Source organism: Microbacterium sp. Au-Mic1 (genome assembly GCF_021341785.1).
Taxonomy (GTDB): Bacteria; Actinomycetota; Actinomycetes; order Actinomycetales; family Microbacteriaceae; genus Microbacterium.
Map to the genome: position 1 here is coordinate 99,105 of NZ_JAJTTF010000007.1, position 19,929 is coordinate 119,033.

19 protein-coding genes are annotated in these 19,929 nt (G+C 69.1%); 7 read left to right on the forward strand and 12 right to left on the reverse strand.

All coding sequences use genetic code 11. The features are described 5' to 3' along the window. Positions 1-4 precede the first annotated feature (4 nt). The 3 genes from nrdE to nrdH are packed head-to-tail and all read right to left on the reverse strand — an operon-like array spanning position 5 to position 2,863. Positions 5-2,191 carry a class 1b ribonucleoside-diphosphate reductase subunit alpha gene (gene nrdE / locus LXM50_RS11075; RefSeq protein WP_267920812.1) on the reverse strand — a complete coding sequence of 729 codons (2,187 nt, stop codon included), beginning with the start codon at positions 2,189-2,191 and terminating at the stop codon, positions 5-7. After that, positions 2,146-2,610 carry a class Ib ribonucleoside-diphosphate reductase assembly flavoprotein NrdI gene (nrdI, locus tag LXM50_RS11080; RefSeq protein ID WP_233311381.1) on the reverse strand — a complete coding sequence of 155 codons (465 nt, stop codon included), beginning with the start codon at positions 2,608-2,610 and terminating at the stop codon, positions 2,146-2,148. The genes nrdE and nrdI overlap by 46 nt, the downstream gene beginning before the upstream one ends. Positions 2,611-2,629: 19 nt before the next feature. Next, the gene (gene nrdH, locus LXM50_RS11085; RefSeq protein ID WP_045273567.1) at positions 2,630-2,863 is read right to left on the reverse strand and encodes a glutaredoxin-like protein NrdH; all 234 of its coding nucleotides are present in this window, start codon (positions 2,861-2,863) and stop codon (positions 2,630-2,632) included. A 457-nt stretch (positions 2,864-3,320) separates the two neighbouring features. Here nrdH and LXM50_RS11090 point away from each other — a divergent pair, with 457 nt between their 5' ends. Further along, positions 3,321-4,484, forward strand: a complete 1,164-nt coding sequence (locus LXM50_RS11090) for an MFS transporter (protein ID WP_233311559.1) — start codon at positions 3,321-3,323, stop codon at positions 4,482-4,484. A gap of 108 nt (positions 4,485-4,592) precedes the next feature. After that, positions 4,593-5,960, forward strand: a complete 1,368-nt coding sequence (locus LXM50_RS11095; protein ID WP_233311382.1) for an aspartate aminotransferase family protein — start codon at positions 4,593-4,595, stop codon at positions 5,958-5,960. 154 nt (positions 5,961-6,114) lie between these two features. Here LXM50_RS11095 and LXM50_RS11100 read toward each other — a convergent pair whose 3' ends face one another. The 7 genes from LXM50_RS11100 to LXM50_RS11130 form a co-directional block, all read right to left on the reverse strand. Next, positions 6,115-6,684: a dihydrofolate reductase family protein gene (locus LXM50_RS11100; RefSeq protein ID WP_233311383.1), complete on the reverse strand. Its 570-nt coding sequence runs from the start codon at positions 6,682-6,684 to the stop codon at positions 6,115-6,117. A 112-nt stretch (positions 6,685-6,796) separates the two neighbouring features. Then, the gene (locus LXM50_RS11105; protein WP_233311384.1) at positions 6,797-7,729 is read right to left on the reverse strand and encodes an RNA polymerase subunit sigma-70; all 933 of its coding nucleotides are present in this window, start codon (positions 7,727-7,729) and stop codon (positions 6,797-6,799) included. A gap of 23 nt (positions 7,730-7,752) precedes the next feature. Then, complete coding sequence (locus LXM50_RS11110) at positions 7,753-8,676, reverse strand: ABC transporter permease (RefSeq protein ID WP_233311385.1); 924 nt, start codon at positions 8,674-8,676, stop codon at positions 7,753-7,755. Then, positions 8,673-9,563: an ABC transporter permease gene (locus tag LXM50_RS11115; protein WP_233311386.1), complete on the reverse strand. Its 891-nt coding sequence runs from the start codon at positions 9,561-9,563 to the stop codon at positions 8,673-8,675. Before LXM50_RS11115 ends, LXM50_RS11110 begins: the two co-directional genes overlap by 4 nt. Next, the gene (locus LXM50_RS11120) at positions 9,556-10,749 is read right to left on the reverse strand and encodes an extracellular solute-binding protein (RefSeq protein ID WP_233311387.1); all 1,194 of its coding nucleotides are present in this window, start codon (positions 10,747-10,749) and stop codon (positions 9,556-9,558) included. Before LXM50_RS11120 ends, LXM50_RS11115 begins: the two co-directional genes overlap by 8 nt. Further along, positions 10,749-11,909, reverse strand: a complete 1,161-nt coding sequence (locus tag LXM50_RS11125) for an ABC transporter ATP-binding protein (RefSeq protein WP_233311388.1) — start codon at positions 11,907-11,909, stop codon at positions 10,749-10,751. Before LXM50_RS11125 ends, LXM50_RS11120 begins: the two co-directional genes overlap by 1 nt. A 158-nt stretch (positions 11,910-12,067) precedes the next feature. Further along, positions 12,068-12,340: a metal-sensitive transcriptional regulator gene (locus LXM50_RS11130; protein WP_233311389.1), complete on the reverse strand. Its 273-nt coding sequence runs from the start codon at positions 12,338-12,340 to the stop codon at positions 12,068-12,070. A 73-nt stretch (positions 12,341-12,413) separates the two neighbouring features. On the opposite strand from LXM50_RS11130, the gene LXM50_RS11135 reads away from it, so the two are divergent. The 4 genes from LXM50_RS11135 (at position 12,414) to LXM50_RS11150 (ending at position 16,623) form a co-directional block, all read left to right on the forward strand. Further along, complete coding sequence (locus tag LXM50_RS11135; protein ID WP_233311390.1) at positions 12,414-13,688, forward strand: DUF445 domain-containing protein; 1,275 nt, start codon at positions 12,414-12,416, stop codon at positions 13,686-13,688. 412 nt (positions 13,689-14,100) lie between these two features. After that, positions 14,101-14,922, forward strand: coding sequence for a type IV toxin-antitoxin system AbiEi family antitoxin domain-containing protein (locus LXM50_RS11140; protein ID WP_233311391.1), 822 nt, complete (start codon positions 14,101-14,103; stop codon positions 14,920-14,922). A gap of 416 nt (positions 14,923-15,338) precedes the next feature. Next, entirely contained in the window at positions 15,339-16,241 is a 903-nt protein-coding gene (locus LXM50_RS11145) for an agmatinase family protein (RefSeq protein ID WP_233311392.1), read from the forward strand. Between the two features lie 7 nt (positions 16,242-16,248). Next, on the forward strand, positions 16,249-16,623 hold the full coding sequence (locus tag LXM50_RS11150) for a DUF2568 domain-containing protein (protein ID WP_233311393.1): 375 nt from the start codon (positions 16,249-16,251) through the stop codon (positions 16,621-16,623). Positions 16,624-16,676: 53 nt separating this feature from the next. On the opposite strand, the gene LXM50_RS11155 is transcribed toward LXM50_RS11150, so the two are convergent. Together LXM50_RS11155 and LXM50_RS11160 are read right to left on the reverse strand one after the other, a co-directional pair. Then, positions 16,677-17,324 (reverse strand): NAD(P)H-binding protein, encoded by a 648-nt coding sequence (locus LXM50_RS11155; protein WP_233311394.1) that lies wholly within the window; start codon positions 17,322-17,324, stop codon positions 16,677-16,679. 164 nt (positions 17,325-17,488) lie between these two features. Then, on the reverse strand, positions 17,489-18,484 hold the full coding sequence (locus tag LXM50_RS11160) for a LacI family DNA-binding transcriptional regulator (protein ID WP_233311395.1): 996 nt from the start codon (positions 18,482-18,484) through the stop codon (positions 17,489-17,491). A gap of 177 nt (positions 18,485-18,661) precedes the next feature. Here LXM50_RS11160 and LXM50_RS11165 point away from each other — a divergent pair, with 177 nt between their 5' ends. Beyond that, on the forward strand, positions 18,662-19,927 hold the full coding sequence (locus tag LXM50_RS11165; RefSeq protein ID WP_233311396.1) for an ABC transporter substrate-binding protein: 1,266 nt from the start codon (positions 18,662-18,664) through the stop codon (positions 19,925-19,927). Positions 19,928-19,929 lie beyond the last annotated feature (2 nt).

Sequence of the window (19,929 nt, forward strand, 5' to 3'; positions counted from 1 at the left end):
AGGTTCACAGCATGCAGCTGACGCACTCGGCCATGTCCGTGCCCTCGAGCGCCATCTGACGCAGGCGGATGTAGTAGATCGTCTTGATGCCCTTGCGCCAGGCGTAGATCTGCGCCTTGTTGATGTCGCGCGTGGTCGCCGTGTCCTTGAAGAACAGCGTGAGCGACAGGCCCTGGTCGACGTGCTGCGTGGCCGCGGCGTACGTGTCGATGACCTTCTCGTAGCCGATCTCGTACGCGTCCTCGTAGTACTCCAGGTTGTCGTTCGTCATGAACGCCGCCGGGTAGTAGACGCGACCGAGCTTGCCTTCCTTGCGGATCTCGATCTTCGACGCGATCGGGTGGATCGAGCTCGTCGAGTTGTTGATGTACGAGATGGATCCGGTCGGCGGCACGGCCTGCAGGTTCTGGTTGTAGATGCCGTGCTTCTGGATGGACTCCTTCAGCTCCACCCAATCGGCCTGCGTCGGGATGTGGTGACCGGCGAACAGCTCGACGACCTTCTCGGTCGCGGGCGCCCACTCCTGATCGATGTACTTGTCGAAGAACGCACCGGACGCGTAGGTCGAGTCATCGAAGCCGTCGAACGCCGTCCCGCGCTCGATCGCGAGCTTGTTCGAGGCGCGCAGCGCGTGGAACAGCACCGTGTAGAAGTAGATGTTCGTGAAGTCGACGCCCTCTTCGGATCCGTAGAAGACGTGCTCGCGCGCCAGGTAGCCGTGCAGGTTCATCTGGCCCAGGCCGATCGCGTGCGAGCGGTCGTTGCCGTCCTCGATCGAGCGCACCGAGGCGATGTGGCTCTGGTTGCTCACCGCGGTGAGGCCGCGGATCGCGGTCTCGACGGTCGCGCCGAGGTCGCCCCCGTCCATCGCGAGGGCGATGTTCATCGAGCCGAGGTTGCAGGAGATGTCCTTGCCGATCTGCGCGTACGAGAGGTCCTCGTTGTACGTCGTCGGGGTGTTGACCTGCAGGATCTCGCTGCACAGGTTGGACATGTTGATCCGGCCCTTGACCGGGTTGGCCTTGTTCACCGTGTCCTCGAACATGATGTACGGGTAGCCCGACTCGAACTGGATCTCGGCGATCGTCTGGAAGAACTCGCGCGCGTTGATCTTCGTCTTCTTGATGCGCGGGTCGTCGACCATCTCGCGGTACTTCTCGGTCACCGAGATGTCGCCGAACGGCACGCCGTAGACGCGCTCCACGTCGTACGGCGAGAAGAGGTACATGTCCTCGCCGTTCTTGGCGAGCTCGAACGTGATGTCCGGCACGACGACGCCGAGCGACAGCGTCTTGATGCGGATCTTCTCGTCGGCGTTCTCGCGCTTGGTGTCGAGGAACCGCATGATGTCGGGGTGGTGCGCGTTGAGGTACACCGCGCCGGCGCCCTGACGCGCACCGAGCTGGTTGGCGTAGGAGAAGCTGTCTTCGAGCAGCTTCATGACGGGGATGATGCCCGAGGACTGGTTCTCGATCTGCTTGATCGGGGCGCCCGACTCGCGGATGTTGCTCAGCAGCAGCGCCACGCCGCCGCCGCGCTTGGACAGCTGCAGGGCGGAGTTGATGCCGCGGGCGATCGACTCCATGTTGTCCTCGATGCGCAGCAGGAAGCAGCTGACGAGCTCGCCGCGCTGCGCCTTGCCGGCGTTCAGGAACGTCGGGGTGGCCGGCTGGAAGCGGCCGGAGATGATCTCCTCGACGAGGTTCTTCGCCACGTCCTCGTCGCCGTCGGCGAGCGCGAGGGCGGTCATCACGACGCGGTCCTCGAAGCGCTCCAGGTAGCGCTTGCCGTCGAACGTCTTGAGCGTGTAGCTCGTGTAGTACTTGAACGCACCGAGGAAGGTCTCGAAGCGGAACTTCTTCGAGTAGGCGAACTCGTTGAGCTCCTTGATGAAGTCGAACGAGTACTTGTCCAGGACGGCGCCCTCGTAGTACTCCTTTTCGACGAGGTAGTCCAGGCGCTCCTTGAGCGAGTGGAAGAACACCGTGTTCTGGTTGACGTGCTGCAGGAAGTACTCCCGTGCCGCGCGCTTGTCGGCGCCGAACTGGATCTGCCCGTTCGCGTCGTACAGGTTCAGCATCGCGTTCAGGGCGTGGTAATCGAGCCCCTCGTACGCCTGGTTCGCCTTGTAGTCGGCCTCGGCCTTCACTGCGTCACGCTCTGCGTGCTCTTCGACTGCAATACCCACCATCGTTCCAATCCGTCGCTCACGCGATCGACGTCGTCCTGTGTGCCGTAGATCTCGAGCCGGTACAAGTGGGGCACGTGGCACTTGCGGCTGATGATGTCACCGGCGGCGCAGAACGCGTCGCCGAAGTTGGTGTTGCCTGCGGAGATCACTCCGCGGATGTGTCGCCGGTTGCGCTCGTCGTTGAGGAACCGGATGACCTGCTTCGGCACGGCGCCCTTCTCGACGCCGCGCCCCTGCCCGCCGCCGTAGGTCGGCGTGACCAGCACGAAGGGCTCATCGATGACGAGCGGCTCCTCGGTGCTGTGCAGCGGGATCCGCCGCGCCTCCAGGCCCAGCTTCTCGATGAACCGGGCGGTGTTGCCCGAGATGCTCGAGAAGTAGACCAGAAGCGGCGCGGCGGTCGCGGTGGCGGCGTTCATGAGATCGCCTCCTCCGCGATTACGCCAGGCGAGCGGCGAGCTCGTCGATCTTGTCGGGACGGAACCCCGACCAGTGGTCCTCGTCGGTGACGACGACGGGCGCCTGCAGGTAGCCGAGCGACTTCACGTGCTCGAGCGCCGCGGCGTCCTCGGAGACGTCGTGGATCTCGTACTCGATGCCCTTGGCGTCGAGCGCGCGGTAGGTCGCGTTGCACTGGACGCAGGAGGGCTTGGTGTAGACCGTGATGGACATGTATTGCGCCTCTTCTTCCCCTCAGAACCCGGCTTTCGGACAGGTGGCCCTGCCGGGAGTTCAATACTACATATAGGTGCGGACATTCGGATCGACCACAAGGGCTAGTAGTTACAACCGTGTAGTTTTCCACCGTATTCCACCGCTACAACACAGGTTCTCCACGCTTCTGTCCACAGCCCGGGGCAGCCGCGGAGCCCTCCCGAACCGCGGTTTCCCGCGGCTCGCGGACGCCCCCGTCGGATCCCTCCACAGATCCGACGCTAGAAGGGGCCGCGGACATTCCTCAGCCTGTGGAAATCGCCCTCCGGCGTGTCGTCGGCGTGTCGCATCGACTCCTCCCGCAGGACGGTCCGGGCGGACGCGGGACCTGCTCTCCGCGCCCCGCGACCTGTAGCGTTGATCCGTGGCCGGATCGGGATACAAGGAGCTTCTGCGCGTACCGGGAGTCGGGCGCATCATCGCCGCGCAGTTGACGGCGCGGTTCCCGAACGGCATGGCGAGCCTCGCGATCCTGCTGCACGTGCAGCACGCGACCGGATCCTATGGGGCGGCCGGACTCGTGCTGGCGGCGTCGTCGATCGGACAGGCCGTGTCCGGCCCCGTCACCAGCCGTTGGATGGGCCGCTGGGGCATGCGCCCCGTGCTCACGCTGACCCTGTCGATCTGCGTGCTCGCATTCCTCGGACTGGCGTTCTTCTCGTTCCTGCCGCTCGCCGGCTACGTGGTGCTCGGCCTGATCGCCGGGCTCTCCACCCCGCCGATCCAGTCCGCCGCGCGCACCATCTACCCGAAGCTCGTGAACTCCTCGCAGCTCACACCGCTGTTCTCGCTGGACGCATCGCTGCAGGAGATCATCTGGATCGTGGCGCCCGTCGTCATCACGATCGTGTCCACGCAGGTCGGCACCGTGCAGGGCCTGCTGCTCGTCGCCGCGGTGCTCGTGGGCGGCGGAGCCTGGTTCATCCTCTCCCCCGAGGTCGGGCGCGTGCGCATCCCGCGCAGCCGCCGCGGCTTCGGCGCCGTCGTGCTGAAGCCGCCGGTGCTGCTGGCCACGGTCATCGGCTTCCTCCTCATCGGCGCCTGCTCCGCGGTGGAGGCAGGCGTGGTGAAGACCTTCGACCACGGCGGCCTGGAGGCGGGGCTCGTGCTCGCCGTCTTCTCCGTGGGAAGCCTCGTCGGCGGTCTCGCCTCGGGCCGGGTGCCCATGGGGCCGTGGGCGATGGCACGGCGACTGACCATCGTGACCGTCGGCCTCGCGCTGACCATGGTCTCCCTCAACGTGTTCTGGCTCGGCGGCACCCTGCTCGCGGCAGGCATCGGCATCGCCCCCGCCCTCGCGGTGCTGTTCGCGATCACCTCCGCGAGCGTGAAGTTCTCCGAGACCGCGGAGGCGTTCGGCTGGGCCGGCACCGGGCAGCTGATCGGCGCGGCCGCCGGATCCGCCATCGCCGGATTCCTCATCGACAGCCTGCACAGCCCGACGGGCGCCTACCTCGCCGCCACGTGCTTCGCGGCGGCGGCGCTCGTCGTCTCGGCGGTGTTCGTGCGGTTCTTCCCGGATCTGCGCGACCGCGACGCCGCGCCCATGCCGGACACCGAGGTCGTCCAGCTGCCGTGACGGCGTGATTCCGCCGCCGGAACCCGTGACCTCGGAATCCGCAGGATCCGGGGACTTCAACCTTCGATTTCTGTTGTCAATTCCGATTTCGAGTGACAAGATCGGAACATGAGCGCCGATCTGCAACAGAAAGCACACGATCACCTCTGGATGCACTTCACCCGGCAGTCCACGATGGACCGCACCGGTGTGCCGATCATCGTCCGGGGCGAGGGACACCACATCTGGGACGACACCGGCAAGCAGTACATCGACGGGCTGGCCGGCCTCTTCGTCGTCAACGCCGGCCATGGCCGCAAGCGGCTGGCCGAGGCCGCCGCGAAGCAGGCGGAGCAGTTGGCGTTCTTCCCGCTGTGGTCGTACGCGCACCCGGCCGCGATCGAGCTCGCCGACCGGCTCGCCGGCTACGCCCCGGGCGATCTGAACCGGGTCTTCTTCACGTCGGGCGGCGGCGAGGCCGTCGAGACCGCCTTCAAGCTCGCCAAGCACTACTGGAAGCTGCAGGGCAAGCCCACCAAGCACAAGGTCATCTCGCGCTCGATCGCCTATCACGGCACGACGCAGGGCGCGCTCGCGATCACGGGCATCCCCGCGATGAAGGCGATGTTCGAGCCGGTCACCCCGGGCGGGTTCCGCGTTCCGAACACGAACATCTACCGCGCGGCCGAGATGGGCGCGCCGACGGATCCCGAGCCGTTCGGAGTCTGGGCCGCCGACCGGATCGAGGAGATGATCCAGTTCGAGGGTCCTGAGACGGTCGCGGCCGTCTTCCTCGAGCCGGTGCAGAACTCCGGCGGCTGCTTCCCGCCCCCGCCCGGCTACTTCCAGCGGGTGCGCGAGATCTGCGACCGTTACGACGTGCTGCTCGTCTCCGACGAGGTGATCTGCGCCTTCGGCCGGATCGGGCACATGTTCGCGTGCGACGCCTACGGCTACGTGCCCGACATCATCACCTGCGCCAAGGGCATCACGAGCGGCTACTCCCCCCTGGGCGCCGCGATCGTGAGCGACCGGATCTACGAGCCCTTCGCCCACGGCGATCTGTCGTTCCCGCACGGCTACACGTTCGGCGGGCACCCGGTCTCGGCCGCGGTCGCGCTGGAGAACCTGAACATCTTCGAGGAGGAGAAGCTCAACGAGCGCGTGCGGGAGAACTCGCCGCTGTTCCGCGCAGAACTGGAGACGCTGCTCGATCTGCCGCTCGTGGGCGACGTGCGCGGCGACGGCTACTTCTTCGGGATCGAGCTGGTCAAGGACAAGACGACGCGGGAGACCTTCGACGACGACGAGTCGGAACGGCTGCTGCGCGGGTTCCTCTCCGGCGCTCTCTACGAGGCCGGGCTGTACTGCCGTGCGGACGACCGCGGCGACCCTGTGATCCAGCTCGCACCGCCGCTGACGATCGGTCCGGCGGAGTTCCGCGAGATCACCGGGATCCTGCGCGGCGTGCTGAAGGAGGCCGAGTCGGTGCTGTAGTCGCTGGGGACGCGACACGGGGAGGGCGGATGGGGATCCGCCCTCCCCTTTCCTCTGCATCCGCTCCCTCTGAACCCGTGCGGCGTTTCGTCTCGATCTGCGTTTCGTCTCGGTCGCTGCGCGTCCTCGCTCAACGACCGTGCGGCGTCCTCGCTCAACGACCCCGAGCGGACGGTGTCGCGATCACGAGGCTCGTCGGCCCCATCTGCTCGACGCTCACGAGGTCGAGCGCCGCGCCGTCGGGGAACAGCCGACGGCCGGCGCCGGTCGCCGTCGGGAAGACGCGCAGACGGTACTCGTCGACGGCACCGGCCGCGACGAAGCCGTCGACGAGCGAGCCGCTGCCGATCACGATGACGTCGCGCTCCGCCGCGGTCTCCCGCGCCCAGCCCACCGGATCCGACTCGACCCGCCGCGAGTGCTGCCAGCGATCGAGGTCGACGTCACCGCCCGTGACGACCGCCTTGTCCGCGGCGTTCAACGCGCGGGCGAACGGATCCGTCGCGTCGCGCGGCGGCCACAGAGCCGAGAACGACTCCCAGGTGCGGCGTCCGAACAGGAAGACGCCTGTCTGCAGGATCGTCCCGTAGCCGAATTTGTCTCCCGCGATCGCCTCCCGGCCATGGCGGAACGCCCACCCTCCGAAGGGCGTGCCGTCCGATCCGTCCGGGTCCTCCACGACCCCGTCGAGGGTGATGAACTGCGCCACGATGATGCGTGCCATGTCGTGCTCCTTGCGTCGTGCCCCGATGCGGATCCTCCGCGGAGGGCTTCACAAGGGTGTACGGACGAGAGCCGTCGAACTCATCGGTGCGAGCGGGATCCGTTCGGGTACCTCATACGGCGACGACGCCGTCGCGCTCGAACAGGGCGAACAGCGCCGCGTCGCGATACACCAGCACGTGGCCGATCCTGGTTCCCGTCGCATCGGCTTCGAACAGCTGCACGGTGTGCGGCTGAGGGCCGTCCTCATCGACGCGCAGGAGCAGGAAGCCGTGCTGCCCGTTGGCCGAGATCGGGCGGGTCTGCCAGCGCGTGCCCTGCCCGTCGAACAGGTGCGCCATGAACGCGGCGTAGGTCTCCCGACCGATCGACCAGTACGGCACGGGCGGCATCTCGAACAGCACGTCATCGGCGACGAGCTCTGCGAGAGCCGCGACGTCGGCCTGCTCGATGGCGCGCGCATACCGCTCGACCGTCTCGCGCCGCAGCGGCGCGGCGCGAGAGGACCGCTCTGCCACTGCCGCCTTCGCGCGCTGCAGCGCCGAGTTCACCGACGGCACGCTCGTCTCGAGGATCCGGGCCGTCTCCGCCGCGGAATGCCCGAGCACCTCGCGCAGGATGAACACGCCGCGCTGCTTCGGGGGCAGCGCCTGCAGCACGAGAGTCACCGCGAGCCGCACCCCGGAGGCCTCGGCGACCACCCGCTCCGGCTCGGAGTCGGCCCACCAGCGGGTCGGTGCCGGCACCAGCCACGGCACGTCCATGGCCGGGACCAGAGGGGCGCCGACGTCGATGCCCGGATCCGTGAGGTCGCGCGGGAGCGGGCGGCGCGGCGTCTCGCGAAGCCTGTCCAGGCAGACGTTGCGCGCGATGCGGTACACCCAGGTCGACAGAGCGGCCCTGGCCGGATCGTAGGACGCGCGGCCGCGCCAGGCCCGTTCGAGCGCATCCTGCACCGCGTCCTCCGCGTCGAACGGGGAGCCCAGCATCTGATAGCAGAAGGCGAGCAGTCCGCCGCGGAGGGCGGCGAGGTCGGAGGCGTCCACGCAGCCGAGGCTAGCCGCCCGGCTCAGCCTCCCGCCATCGTCCGGGCGATGTCGGCCGCGGAGTCGCCTGCCTTCTTCAAGACCAGGGCCACGAGCGCGAGAGCCCCGAGCGTCAGCACGAGCATGATCGTGGACACCGCGGCGATCTCCGGACGCAGGCCGCTGCGCAGCGCGCTCAGCACGTACACGGGCCAGGGCGTGGTGCCCGAGACCTGCACGAAGGCGGAGACGATCGTGTTGTCCAGCCCCAGCGTGAACGAGAGCAGGAAGCCCGCGAGGACGGCCGGCATCGCGAGCGGCAGCGTGACCTTCGCGAAGGTGGTGAACGGCTTGGCGTAGAGATCGGCCGAGGCCTCCTCCAGCTTCGCATCGAGGCCGACCAGGCGCGCCCGCACGATGTACGACACGATCGCGATGGAGAACAGCGACTGGCCGATCACGAGGCGCACGGTGCCGTCGTTGAAGATCGACAGCCCCAGATCCTGGCCGAGGAAGACGACCCAGGGCAGCAGCGCCACCGCGTCCACGATCTCGGGCGTCACCGAGATCAGCAGCAGCAGTCCCAGGAACCACGGCACCCACTTGCCGGGGGTGCGTGCCATCGCGATGCCGGCGAGGGTGCCGAGCGCCGTCGCGAGCACGGCCGCGATGAGGCCGGTGCGCAGCGAGACCAGCACCGCGTCGCGGACGGCCGGCTTGGTGACGATCGCGGCGAACGAGTCGAAGCCGAAGTGGTCCCACGAGATCAGCAGTCGGCCGACGTTGAACGAATACACGATCACGACGGCGATCGGCAGGAACAGGAAGACGAACACGAGCGTCGCCCACAGCGGCAGCAGCCAGCGACTGACGTTGCGCGGCGCCTTCGCACGGCGACCGGATCCCGCCCGGGTCGTGGACGGTGACGGATCCGCCTGCTCGGCGGGGCGTTCTGCGACGACGGTCATCGTGCGTCCTCCAGCGTCAGTCGGTAGCTGCGGCGGATGGGGATCGTGACGAGCCAGCCGATCGCCGCCATGACCCCGATCGACAGGGCGATCGTGAGGATGAGCAGCACGGCCATCGCGGATCCGAGCGCCCAGTTCTGCGCGGTCTGGAACTGGCTGGCGACGATCTGACCGACCATGTTGCCCTTCGCACCGCCCAGGACGGTCGCCGTGATGTAGTCGCCCATGAGCGGGATGTAGACCAGAAGCACCCCGGCGATGATGCCGGGCTGCGCGAGCGGGATCGTCACGCGGAAGAACGTCTGCCAGCTGCCGGCGCCGAGGTCCTTGCTCGCCTCGCGCAGCGGTCCGCTGACGCGGTCGAATGCCACGAACAGGGGCAGGATCATGAGCGGCAGATAGTTGTAGACGACGCCGAGCAGCACCGCACCGCGGGTGTTCAGGATCCCCAGGGGCCCCGGGATCACGCCGAGGAACTGCAGTGCGTGCGAGAGCCAGCCCTCGGGCGCCAGGATGATCTGCCAGCCGATCGTGCGCACCAGGAAGTTGGTCCAGAACGGCACCATCACCAGGGCGAGGAACATCCCGCGCCGGCTCGGCGCGCACTTCACCGCGATCCAGTACGCGACGGGAGCGCCGATGATCAGGCACAGGGCGGTTCCGGCGATGCCGACCCAGAGCGTGTTCTGGAAGGTCGCGAAGAAGGTGGGCGAGAGCGCCTCGACGTAGCGATCGAAGGACAGCTTGTCGTTCGCGTTGGTCGAGAAGATGCTCGGCTTGTAGCCGAAGCTGTACCAGACCACGACGCCGATCGGGACGACGAAGAAGACGAGCAGCCACACCCAGGCCGGCAGGGCCAGGCCGAAGCGGATCCTGAGCTTACGCACCGGCGGCCGCCTTCGTCGCGTTCCAGATCGCCACGATCCGCTCCTGGGCCTTCGTGAACTTCCCCTCGTGCATCGTGGCGATCTGCTCCTCCGTGAAGAAGACCATGTCGAGGTTCTCCAATCCCGCCTCCTCGGCCCGTTGCTGATTGCCCTCGACGCCGGTGTCGTAGCCGATGTAGTCCATCTGCTTCACCTGCACGTCCGGCGCGATGATGAAGTTGATGAAGGCGTGCGCCGCCTCGGGGTGCGGCGCCCCCTTTGCGATCGACCAGTTGTCCATCCAGATCTCGGTCGCCGGGGCCCCCAGCACCCACTGCCAGCGCTCCGGATTCTTCGATGCCGCGATCCCGGTGCGCGCGTCGCCGTTGTACACCTGCACGAGTGCCGCGGTCGCCTGCGGGATGATCTGTCCGCCGGGTGCGGAGTCGAAGGAGATCACGTGCGGGGCGATCTCCTTCGTCATGAACGCTTCGCAGTCCGCGAGGTGCTTCTCGTCCGTCGTGTTCCAGTCGATCCCGTGGGACCAGAAGTAGATGCCGCACATGGGCGCCGGGTCATCGAGGAGGGAGGTCTTCCCGGAGGCCTCGTTCTGCGCCGCATCGATGAAGTCGGCCCACCCGGTCAGTTCCCGCTTGATCACGGTCTTGTCGTAGGCGAAGCCCGTCGTGCCCCATGCCTTGCAGATCGAGTACTCGTTCTTCGGATCGAACGTGCGGTGGATGAAGTGGGGGTTCATCGTCTGGAAGTTCGGGATCAGGTCGAGGTTCAGCCGCTCCAGCAGACCGTTCTCGGCCATCGGGAGGATGAACGGACCCGTCGGGACGACGATGTCGTAGCCCGACGTGCCGCGTGCGGCGACCAGCTTCGCGACGAGCTCCTCGTTCGAGTTGAACGCGTCGACGACGATCTTCGGCCCCTTCTTCTTCGTGAAGGCGCTCAGCAGATCCGGATTGTCGTAGTCGCTCCAGGTGTAGATCGAGAGCTTGTCCTCGAGCGGACCGCCGTTCGCCTGGGATGCCGCGGACGCCTTCTGCGGGGCGCAGGCGGTGAACAGCACGGCGCCCGAGGCCGCGAGCGCGGTCGCGAGGAAGCCGCGCCGCGTCAGCTCGGCACCGATCTTGCGTGCGGAGGGAGCGTTCGCGAGCACCCGCACCGGGGCCTGGCCGTGAGCGCCGCCGTGCGCCATCAGGCCGCTTCCTTGGGCAGGGCGATCACGTGGGTGGCCGTCTCGGGGATCCCGTCGCCGGCGAAGATGCGCACGTCGGCGTCGCTCCAGGTGCAGCGCACGGCGTCGCCGACGGCCACCGCCGGCGCGCCGGGAGCGGGGATCCGCACCAGGAACGTCTGCTCGCGGCCCACGTCCACGGCGACCTGCAGGGTCTCGCCCAGATGCGAGACGCCCAGCACGGTGCCGTCGAGGCCGGGTTCGTCCGCACGTCCCGCAGGAGCGAGCCGCACGAATTCCGGGCGGATCGCGGCGACGGCGGCGGATCCGGGAGCGCTCTGCGCGCCGCCCCAGCGGCCGTGCACGGTTCCCGCGAAGGTGTCCACGGCGTCGCCGCCCAGTGCCGTCCCGTGCAGGAAGTTCTGCTGGCCGATGAACGAGGCCACGTAGGCCGAGGCCGGTTCGGCGTAGATGTCGGCGGGGGCGGCGAGCTGCTCGATCCGCCCCGCACGCATCACCGCGATCCGGTCGCTCATCGACAGCGCCTCCGCCTGGTCGTGCGTGACGAACACGAAGGTCGTGCCGAGCCGGGACTGCAGCAGCTTCAGCTCGAGCTGCATCTCCTCGCGCAGCTGGCGGTCGAGAGCCGCGAGCGGCTCGTCCAGCAGCAGCACGCTGGGGCGGTTGATCAGAGCGCGGGACAGCGCGATGCGCTGCTGCTGCCCGCCGCTCAGCTGGGTGGGCTTGCGGTCGGCGAAGCGACGCAGTTGCACCATGTCGAGGGCCTCGGCCACGCGCTCGCGCTGCTCGGCCTTGGGCACCCCGCGCTGCTGCAGTCCGTAGGCGACGTTCTCCGCCACCGTCATGTGCGGGAACAGCGCGTACGCCTGGAAGACCGTGTTCACCTCCCGCTTGTGCGGGGGAAGGCCGAGGACGCTCCGGCCGCTCAGGCGGATGTCGCCCTCGTCGGGGTGCTCGAAGCCCGCGATCATGCGCAGGGTCGTGGTCTTGCCGCATCCCGAGGGACCGAGAAGGGAGAGGAACTCCCCCGGCCGGATCGACAGCGACAGCCGGTCGACGGCCGTCGCCTCACCGTAGTACTTGGTGACGCCAGAGATCTCGACGCCGCCGGTGGCCGCATCGGTCGTGCTCTGAGCAGGTACGGACATGGGACCGCTCATGGAACCTCCACAGTGAGTTCTTCGCTGCGGAGAGTCTGGCACAGGATCTGCGCTCAGTACAGAGGAAAACGTAGGTTCGTCGGATTCCTGCGACGATATTCGTTGTCGATCAGGCGTCTGTCAACGAATATGCGTGTTTCGTGCGTGTTACGAGCGAGCTACTTCGCCTGGAAGTCGAACGCCTTCAGAAGCTCCTCGATGGCCTGCTCGCGCTGCTCACCGCCCTCGTCGAACATGTGCGCCACGTGCGTGCGCAGGTGGTTCTCGAGCAGCAGCTTGTTGAGGGATTCGAGCGAACGCTGGATCGCGCGGGACTGCGTGATGATGTCCATGCAGTACTCCTCGTTCTCGATCATCTTCGCGACGCCGCGGAGCTGCCCCTCGAGGATGCTGGTGCGGTGCAGGGCGCGCTTCTTGATGTCTTCGATCACGAGGTAGAGAGTACCGCCCGCCTCGCGCGGTGAGGCTCTGCAAGGCGTGGAGAGGCTCTGCAAGGATGGGCGCATGGCTCGCGCCCGTGAAGCACTGCTGTCCCCGGCGGATCTGGAGCGTCTGCGGGCCCTCCGGCGGATGAAGGCCGTCGCCCTCGCCGCGCTCGGTGTGATGGCGATCGCGTTCGTCGTCGCGTTCTGGCTGCAGGGGCGCTACCCGTGGCTGGAGTACGTCCGCGCGGCCGCAGAAGGCGGCATGGTCGGCGCTCTGGCCGACTGGTTCGCCGTGACGGCGCTGTTCCGGCACCCGCTCGGACTGCCCATCCCGCACACCGCGATCATCCCCAGCCGCAAGGACGAGATCGGCCGCACGCTCGGCGAGTTCGTCGAGACGAACTTCCTCTCCGCGGAGGTCGTGCGCACGAAGCTCGAGGACGCCTCGATCGCCGCGCGACTCGGATCCTGGCTGCGCGAGCCCTCGCATGCGGAGCGAGTCGCGACGGAGGGATCCACGATCGCCTCCGCCGTGCTGCGCGCTCTCAGCGACGACGACGTGCAGAGCGTGATCGCGGAGCTCGCCCGCGAGCACCTGGTCGACCCGGAGTGGGGCACGCCCGCGGGGGCCTGGCTGCAGCGCATCGTGGAAGCCGACGCCCATCGCGGGGCGGTCGACCTCGCGGTGGACAGCATCGCCACCTGGCTGGACGGCAACGCAGCTGCGTTCCAGGGGCTGCTCTCGCGCCGGCTGCCGGGCTGGGTGCCGCGCCTTGCGCACCGCTTCGTCGACGAGGCCGCCTACAACGAGGCCGTGCGCTTCGTGCGCGCGGTGCAGGCGGATCCGCGCCACCCCGCCCGACGCGCCCTGGACGGATACCTCTCCCGCCTGGCGAACAACCTGCAGCACGACCCCGACACGAGGGCGCGTCTGGAGAACGCCAAAGCCGCCGTGTTCGACAGCCCGCGCGTGGGCGCACTGGCCGCCGAGGTGTGGAACGCGGCGAAGACCGGGCTCCTGTCCGCACTCGCGGATCCCGAGAGCGGGCTGCGCCGTCGCGCCGCCGTGGCGATCGGCGAGCTCGGCGATCGCCTGGCCACGGAAGACCCGCTGCAGCACCGCGTGGACACCTGGCTCACCGACGCCGCCGTGTTCCTCGTCGACCGCTACCGGCACGACATCGCCTCGATCATCACCGACACCGTGGAGCGGTGGGATCCGGCCGAGACCACGGAGAAGATCGAGCTCATGGTCGGCCGCGACCTGCAGTACATCCGGCTCAACGGCACCGTGGTCGGAGCTCTGGCGGGGCTCGCGATCTTCGCGGTCGCCCATGCCGTGATCCCGGTGTAGCCGTTCCGCGCCCGGTCTGCTCCCTGGGCCCGGTGTAGCCGTGCCGGGCCCGGTCTGGCCCCTGGGCCCGGTGTAGCCATGCCGGGCCCGGCCTAGCCGTGCCGGGCCCGGTCTGCTCCCTGGGCCCGGCCTGGCTGCCGAGCACGGTTGCCCCCTGGATCCGGACTACCCCTCGGTTCGGTCTAGCCCCTGGATCCGGAGGGGCCCGGGTGAGGTGTTGCCCATGGCCCCGTGACGATCAGCACACCCCGTCACGATCAGCACACGGATCCGGCGTTTTCGTGTGCTGATCGTGACATCGTGTGCCGATCGTTCCGGTCGATCGTCCCTCACAGTGGCCCGACATCGAGGGTTGTGCACGGATCCCGTGATGTCGGCGCCGGGGGCGAGTGGAGTTCGCCACGCTGAGGACATGCTCTCCCTGATCGACACGATCCGACGCCGCGGCGGCATCGCCCGGGGACCGGACCTGCAGCGGCTCGGCTTCACCCGCACAGCGCTCGCCCGTGCCGTGCGTGCCGGAACGGTCGACCGCCTGAGGGACGGCGTGTTCGCGGCCGGCCCGATCGTTCCCGACGTCCGCGCCGCGGTCACGCATGGTGGCGCGCTCACGTGCGCGAGCGTGCTGATGGAGCAGCGGATCTGGGTGCTGCCCGAGGTCGCCGGGCCGCACGTCTGGCTGGGCGCGGGGCGGCATGGGCGCGCGCATCCGGACTGCGCCTGCGTTCCGCACTACTACCGCGGCTCACCGCCACTCGGTCGGGCGGATCTCGAGACCGCCCTGCTGCACCTGCGCCTCTGCGCCGGAGATGAGGCGTTCTTCGCCGCCTTCGAGTCCGCCTGGAGGCAACGACTTCTGCCCGTGGCGGCTCGCCGGCGGATCCGCGAAGCTCTGCCGGCCTCCGCCCGCTGGCTCGTCGATCTGGCGCGGCACGACGCGGACAGCGGACTCGAATCGCTGCTGCGGCTGAGACTGCACCTGATCGGTCTGCGCCTCGAAAGCCAGGTGCGCATCGTCGGGGTCGGCAGGGTCGATTTCGTGGTCGACCGGCTCATCATCGAAGTGGACGGCAGGGAGAACCACGACGGAGAGACGCAGCGACACCGGGATCTCGTGCGCGACACCGCCGCTGCGCGCCTCGGATACCGCACCCTCCGGTTCGACTACGCGCAGGTCGTGCACGACTGGCCTTCCGTGCAGGCAGCGATCCTCGCCGCACTCCGCGGGGTGTGACGATGCACGGCGAGTGATGATCCGCAGCGTGCGGCGACCCGCGGTGAGGAACCGAGGCGTGCGGCGAGCTGAGGCGTGCGGCGAACCGCGGCGTGTGACGAACCGCGGACTGTCACGATCAGCACACCCTGTCACGATCAGCACACGGATCCGGCGTATTCGTGTGCTGATCGTGACATCGTGTGCGGATCGTCGCGGGCAGCAGGCCGGCAAGCGAGGCATGCCGGCACACACGACAGCGGCGCGAACCCGACCGACAACCGCCGGAGTCAACCGGGCCCGGGCGAGACGAACCGGAACCTGCACGCTGGGTGTCTGGTGGGCCAGACAACGTTCGCACGGGCATCCCCGCGGAGAACCCGCGCCGTGGCACGCTGTTCTCGGATGCCGCCCGCGCGTCCGGGAAGGGACTCCACATGGCACTGTCGCACGATCCCCTCTGGCCCCGCGGGGGCGACTGGCCCGAGTTCGGCACGCCCGCCGATGCGGTCGTGCTCGGAGTTCCGACCTGGCGCACGTCGCTCTCGCCCACCGGCGCGCATGCGACGCCGGCCGCGATCCGCGACGCCCTGCGCCGTTACAGCCCGACCCTGATGGGCCCGCCCGTGGTCGACCTGAACGCCGTGCTGCGGATCGCCGACGCCGGCGACGTGCACGAGCCGGACGGCGACGAGGGCATCGCCCGCGCGATCGCCCGCGTGTCCGAGCTGTCCGCGGCATCGCGCCTCGTGATCGCACTCGGCGGTGACAACTCCCTCACCTACCCCGTCGCCCTCGGATCCGGATCCACGGGGCTCATCACGATCGACGCGCACTTCGATCTGCGCGACGGCGTCTCGAACGGCTCACCCGTGCGCCGCCTCGTCGAGGACGCCCCGGAGGGATCCGCGATCGACCCGCACCGGATCGTGCAGATCGGCATCGCGGACTTCGCGAACTCCGCCGCCTACGCGCAGCGCGCTGCGGACTGGGGCATCCGGGTGATCACTCTGGACGAGGTGCGCCGCCGCGGCATCGACGACGTCGTGGCCGAGGCGGTCGAGATCGCCGGCGCCGGAGACGCCTCCCGCGTGCACCTCGACATCGACGTGGACGCGTGCGACCGCGCCGCGACCCCGGGATGCCCCGCGAGCGTGCCCGGCGGGTTCGCGGCCTGGGAGCTGCGTGCGCTGGTGCGAGGCATCGCCGGCGATCCCCGCGTCGTGAGCGCCGACATCGCCGAGGTGGACGCGACGGCGGACGACGAGGACGCCCGTACCGTGCGCCTCGCCGCGCTCTGCGTGCTGGAGCTGCTCGCCGCGCTGGCCGGCCGGCCCTGATCCGCCGATGAGCGACGGCCCGGCACGCGATCCGTTCCTCGACGGCGGCCCTGGCCTGCGCATCGCCCTCGGACTGCGGTTCCTGATCGAGCTCGCACTGCTGGCGGGCGCGGCCACCGCCGCGGTGCGGCTCGCCCCCGGCTGGCCGGGATGGATCGGCGCCGTGGCGGCCGTCATCGTGCTGGCGGTCGTCTGGGGCCTGCTCTTGTCGCCCAAGGCGCGTTTCGACATCCGCCCCGCAGGACGGGTGCTCCTCGAGACCGTGCTCTTCGCCGCGGTGGCAGCGGCGCTCTGGGCGAGCGGACTCGGCGTCGCCGGGATCGCGCTCTTCGCCGTGTGGGCTCTGGACAGGATCGCGCTGGCCGCGCTCAACCGGCGCTGACCCCGGGGCGGGAAGACCGACGGTCCAGCACCAGCACCAGCTGGCCCATCGGATCAGACGGCGTGCAGCGCTTCGTCGACGGGAACCTCTCCCGCGTTGAACCGGATCGTGCGTCGGACGGTCGCCGGCTCCACGAGCGCCTGCGCGATCACATGGGCGACGTCGGCTCGTGAGACGCTGCCCGAGACCTCCGACGTGGCGTCGATCCGCCCCGCCGGCTCCTCCAGCGTCAGCCGGCTCGGCGCGAGCACGGTCCACTCGAGTCCGGTGGCCCGCAGCGCCTCATCGGCCGCCGCCTTCGCTTCGGCGTAGGCGAAGAACGAGTCGGACGCGGGGATCCCGTGCTCCGGCGAGGATCCGAAGTACGACACCATCACGTACCGGTCGACTCCGGCATCGGCCGCCGCCGCCATGGACCGGACCGCGGCGTCGAGGTCGACCGCCCGGGTGCGCTCCGCCGAGCCGCCTCCCGCACCTGCCGACCACACGACCGCGTCGTGCCCGGCGATCAGCGCGGCCATGGCTTCCCGCGACGCCGACTCGACGTCGAAGACGACGGGATCCGCACCTGTCGCGCGCACGTCCTCGATCTGGCCGGCGTCGCGGATCACCGCGGTCACCTGGTCGCCACGGGCCGTGAGGAGGGGTTCGAGCAGAAGGGCCACCTTGCCGTGGCCGCCGAAGACGAGGATCCGTGCCATGCCACCACGCTATGCCCGATCCCGCGGTCGCGGGCGGATGGAGCTGGATCCACTCACCCCACGACGGGACCCGGCTCGGCCGACGCACGACGGGACCCGGCTCGGCCGACGCACGACGCGGGGGCCATCGGCGGACGAACGGCCGCGCCCGCTCGAGCGACCCGTTAGCGCACGACGAGGCGCGGTTCGATCAGCGCGTGCGCGGTGCCCGCTCGCACGTCCCGCGGGGTGACCGCCTCGCCGGTCGGCCCCATGAGCAGCTCCAGGGTCGCCGCGGCGACGTCCTCAGGACGTTGCTCCACGCTGGAGAAGCCGAGCGCCTCCGCGGTCGGCGTGTTGTCGAACCCGATCACGGGTACCCGCGCGGATCCCCCCGTCTGCGCCAGCAGGGCGCCGATCGCGAGGGAGTCGCTCGCGCACACGACGGCATCCACGTCCGCCTCGGCGCGTGCCACGACGGCCCGCGCCCGTGCGACGTCCTCCTCGCTGGTCCAGCGCGGCCCGGCCGTGCCGCCGGCGGCCATCGCCTCGCGCCAGCCGCGTTCCCGGTCGTCGCCGGTTCCCGACCCCGTCGGCCAGCCGAGGAACGCGACCCTCGGGCCGAAGCCCAGCGCGTGCTCGGTGGCGGCCCTGGTGCCGGCGGCGCCGTCGACATCGACCCAGAGGTGCTCGGGGGCGGCGAGGTCGTCCTCGCCCCAGGGGCGTCCGAACGCGACGAACGGCAGCCGGGCCTCGCCCAGCCAGCGCGTGCGCGGGTCGCCGTGGAAGGTGCCGGTGATGATCGCGGCATCGATCTCGGAGCCCTCCCAGAGCTCTGCGAGCCGTGCGATCTCATCGCCGGCCGTACGCGCGGCGTAGACGAGCATGCGCATGCCGCGCTCGCTCGCGCGCTCGGTGAGGGCGTGCACGAAGCGGTCCAGCACGACGCCGGAGACGCCGCCGACATAGGGATCGAGGTGGATGCCGATCGTCGAGCTGCGGCGGGTGCGCAGCTGGCGGGCCGCCGCGTGACGGCGATAGCCCAGCTCGACGATCGCCTGCTGCACGCGTTCGCGCGTGGCCGGCTTCACGATCGCCGGGGTGTTCAGCACGTTCGACACCGTCTGCCGCGACACGCCGGCGCGCTCCGCGACGTCCTCGACGGTCGGCGTTCTCGCCATGTCTCTCCCTCCCCGGATCCGGCTCGGCATCCGGGACCACCTTCCCACCTTGACACTCCGTGCTCTCGCCGCCTAGCGTATTCGACACAGAGTTTGATCGTTCAAATTCTTGCGACGGCGTCCCGTCGCCACCGAGAAGCACACATCATCACGGATGCTCATCAAGGGAGAAGAGACATGACACGGCACAGCACTCGCGCCGCGCTCGGGGCGGGAGCCCTCGTCCTCGCCGGCGCGATCGCGCTCACCGGCTGCGGTTCAGGGTTCTCCGGCGGAGACGCCGGCAGCAGCACCGGATCGACGAAGCTCACATCGTCCGACAAGCCGCTGAACATCCTCATCGGCTCGTCCGGCGACGCGGAGACCAAGGCCGTCAACGACGCCGTGTCCGCGTGGTCGAAGACGTCGGGCATCAAGGCCACCGTGACCGCGGCGAGCGACCTGAACCAGCAGCTCTCGCAGGGCTTCGCATCCGGCTCCCCCGCCGACGTGTTCTACCAGTCCACCGACGCCCTGGCCGGATACGCCTCGAACGGGTCTCTGCTCGCCTACGGCGATCTGCTCAAGAACAAGGACGACTTCTACCCCAGCCTGCTGAAGTCGTTCACCTACGACGGCAAGCTGTACTGCGCCCCGAAGGACTTCTCCACGCTGCAGCTCGTGATCAACACCGACATGTGGGCGAAGGCCGGACTCACCGACGCCGACGTCCCGAAGACCTGGGACGAGCTCGCCGCCGTCTCCAAGAAGCTCACCGCCGACGGCCACGTGGGCCTGTCCATGAGCGGCGAGTACGCCCGCGTCGGCGCCTTCATGGTCGCCGCCGGCGGCGGTCTCATGAACGCCGACTCGACCAAGGCCACCGCGGATGCAGCGGGCAACGTGAAGGCTCTCGACTACGTCAAGGGACTGCTGAACGACGGCTCGATGAAGTTCGCCGCCGATCTCGGATCCGGCTGGGGCGGCGAGGCGTTCGGCACCCAGAAGGCCGCGATGGTCGTCGAAGGCAACTGGATCACCGGTGCCATGACCAACGACTACCCGGCCGTGAAGTACAAGGCGGTCGAGCTGCCCGCGGGCCCCGACGGCAAGAAGGGCACCCTGCAGTTCACGAACTGCTGGGGCATCTCCGCCGACAGCAAGAACCAGAAGGCCGCCCTCGACCTCGTCGAGCACCTCACCAGCGCCGACAGCCAGCTCGCCTTCTCTAAGGCATTCGGCCCGATGCCGTCGATCAAGTCGGCCGCCGACACGTGGAAGAAGGACAACGCCGCGCTCGTGCCGTTCCTGAACGGCGCGGACTACGCCCAGGGCGTGCCCACCGCGAAGGGCGCCAACGACGTCGTGACCGACTTCAACGGCAAGCTCGGCTCGCTCGCGACCGGCGACCCGAAGGCGATCCTCGACGCCACCCAGAAGAACCTGGAAGCCCTGACCAAGTAATC

What these genes read in the sequence shown, in the direction of transcription:
- nrdE (WP_267920812.1), bottom strand. Translation starts at nt 2,191, where the DNA reads ATGGTGGGTATTGCAGTCGAAGAGCACGCAGAGCGTGACGCAGTGAAG.
- nrdI (WP_233311381.1), bottom strand. Translation starts at nt 2,610, where the DNA reads ATGAACGCCGCCACCGCGACCGCCGCGCCGCTTCTGGTCTACTTCTCG.
- nrdH (WP_045273567.1), bottom strand. Translation starts at nt 2,863, where the DNA reads ATGTCCATCACGGTCTACACCAAGCCCTCCTGCGTCCAGTGCAACGCG.
- LXM50_RS11095 (WP_233311382.1), top strand. Translation starts at nt 4,593, where the DNA reads ATGAGCGCCGATCTGCAACAGAAAGCACACGATCACCTCTGGATGCAC.
- LXM50_RS11100 (WP_233311383.1), bottom strand. Translation starts at nt 6,684, where the DNA reads ATGGCACGCATCATCGTGGCGCAGTTCATCACCCTCGACGGGGTCGTG.
- LXM50_RS11110 (WP_233311385.1), bottom strand. Translation starts at nt 8,676, where the DNA reads ATGACCGTCGTCGCAGAACGCCCCGCCGAGCAGGCGGATCCGTCACCG.
- LXM50_RS11120 (WP_233311387.1), bottom strand. Translation starts at nt 10,749, where the DNA reads ATGGCGCACGGCGGCGCTCACGGCCAGGCCCCGGTGCGGGTGCTCGCG.
- LXM50_RS11125 (WP_233311388.1), bottom strand. Translation starts at nt 11,909, where the DNA reads ATGAGCGGTCCCATGTCCGTACCTGCTCAGAGCACGACCGATGCGGCC.
- LXM50_RS11135 (WP_233311390.1), top strand. Translation starts at nt 12,414, where the DNA reads ATGGCTCGCGCCCGTGAAGCACTGCTGTCCCCGGCGGATCTGGAGCGT.
- LXM50_RS11140 (WP_233311391.1), top strand. Translation starts at nt 14,101, where the DNA reads ATGCTCTCCCTGATCGACACGATCCGACGCCGCGGCGGCATCGCCCGG.
- LXM50_RS11145 (WP_233311392.1), top strand. Translation starts at nt 15,339, where the DNA reads ATGGCACTGTCGCACGATCCCCTCTGGCCCCGCGGGGGCGACTGGCCC.
- LXM50_RS11150 (WP_233311393.1), top strand. Translation starts at nt 16,249, where the DNA reads ATGAGCGACGGCCCGGCACGCGATCCGTTCCTCGACGGCGGCCCTGGC.
- LXM50_RS11155 (WP_233311394.1), bottom strand. Translation starts at nt 17,324, where the DNA reads ATGGCACGGATCCTCGTCTTCGGCGGCCACGGCAAGGTGGCCCTTCTG.
- LXM50_RS11160 (WP_233311395.1), bottom strand. Translation starts at nt 18,484, where the DNA reads ATGGCGAGAACGCCGACCGTCGAGGACGTCGCGGAGCGCGCCGGCGTG.
- LXM50_RS11165 (WP_233311396.1), top strand. Translation starts at nt 18,662, where the DNA reads ATGACACGGCACAGCACTCGCGCCGCGCTCGGGGCGGGAGCCCTCGTC.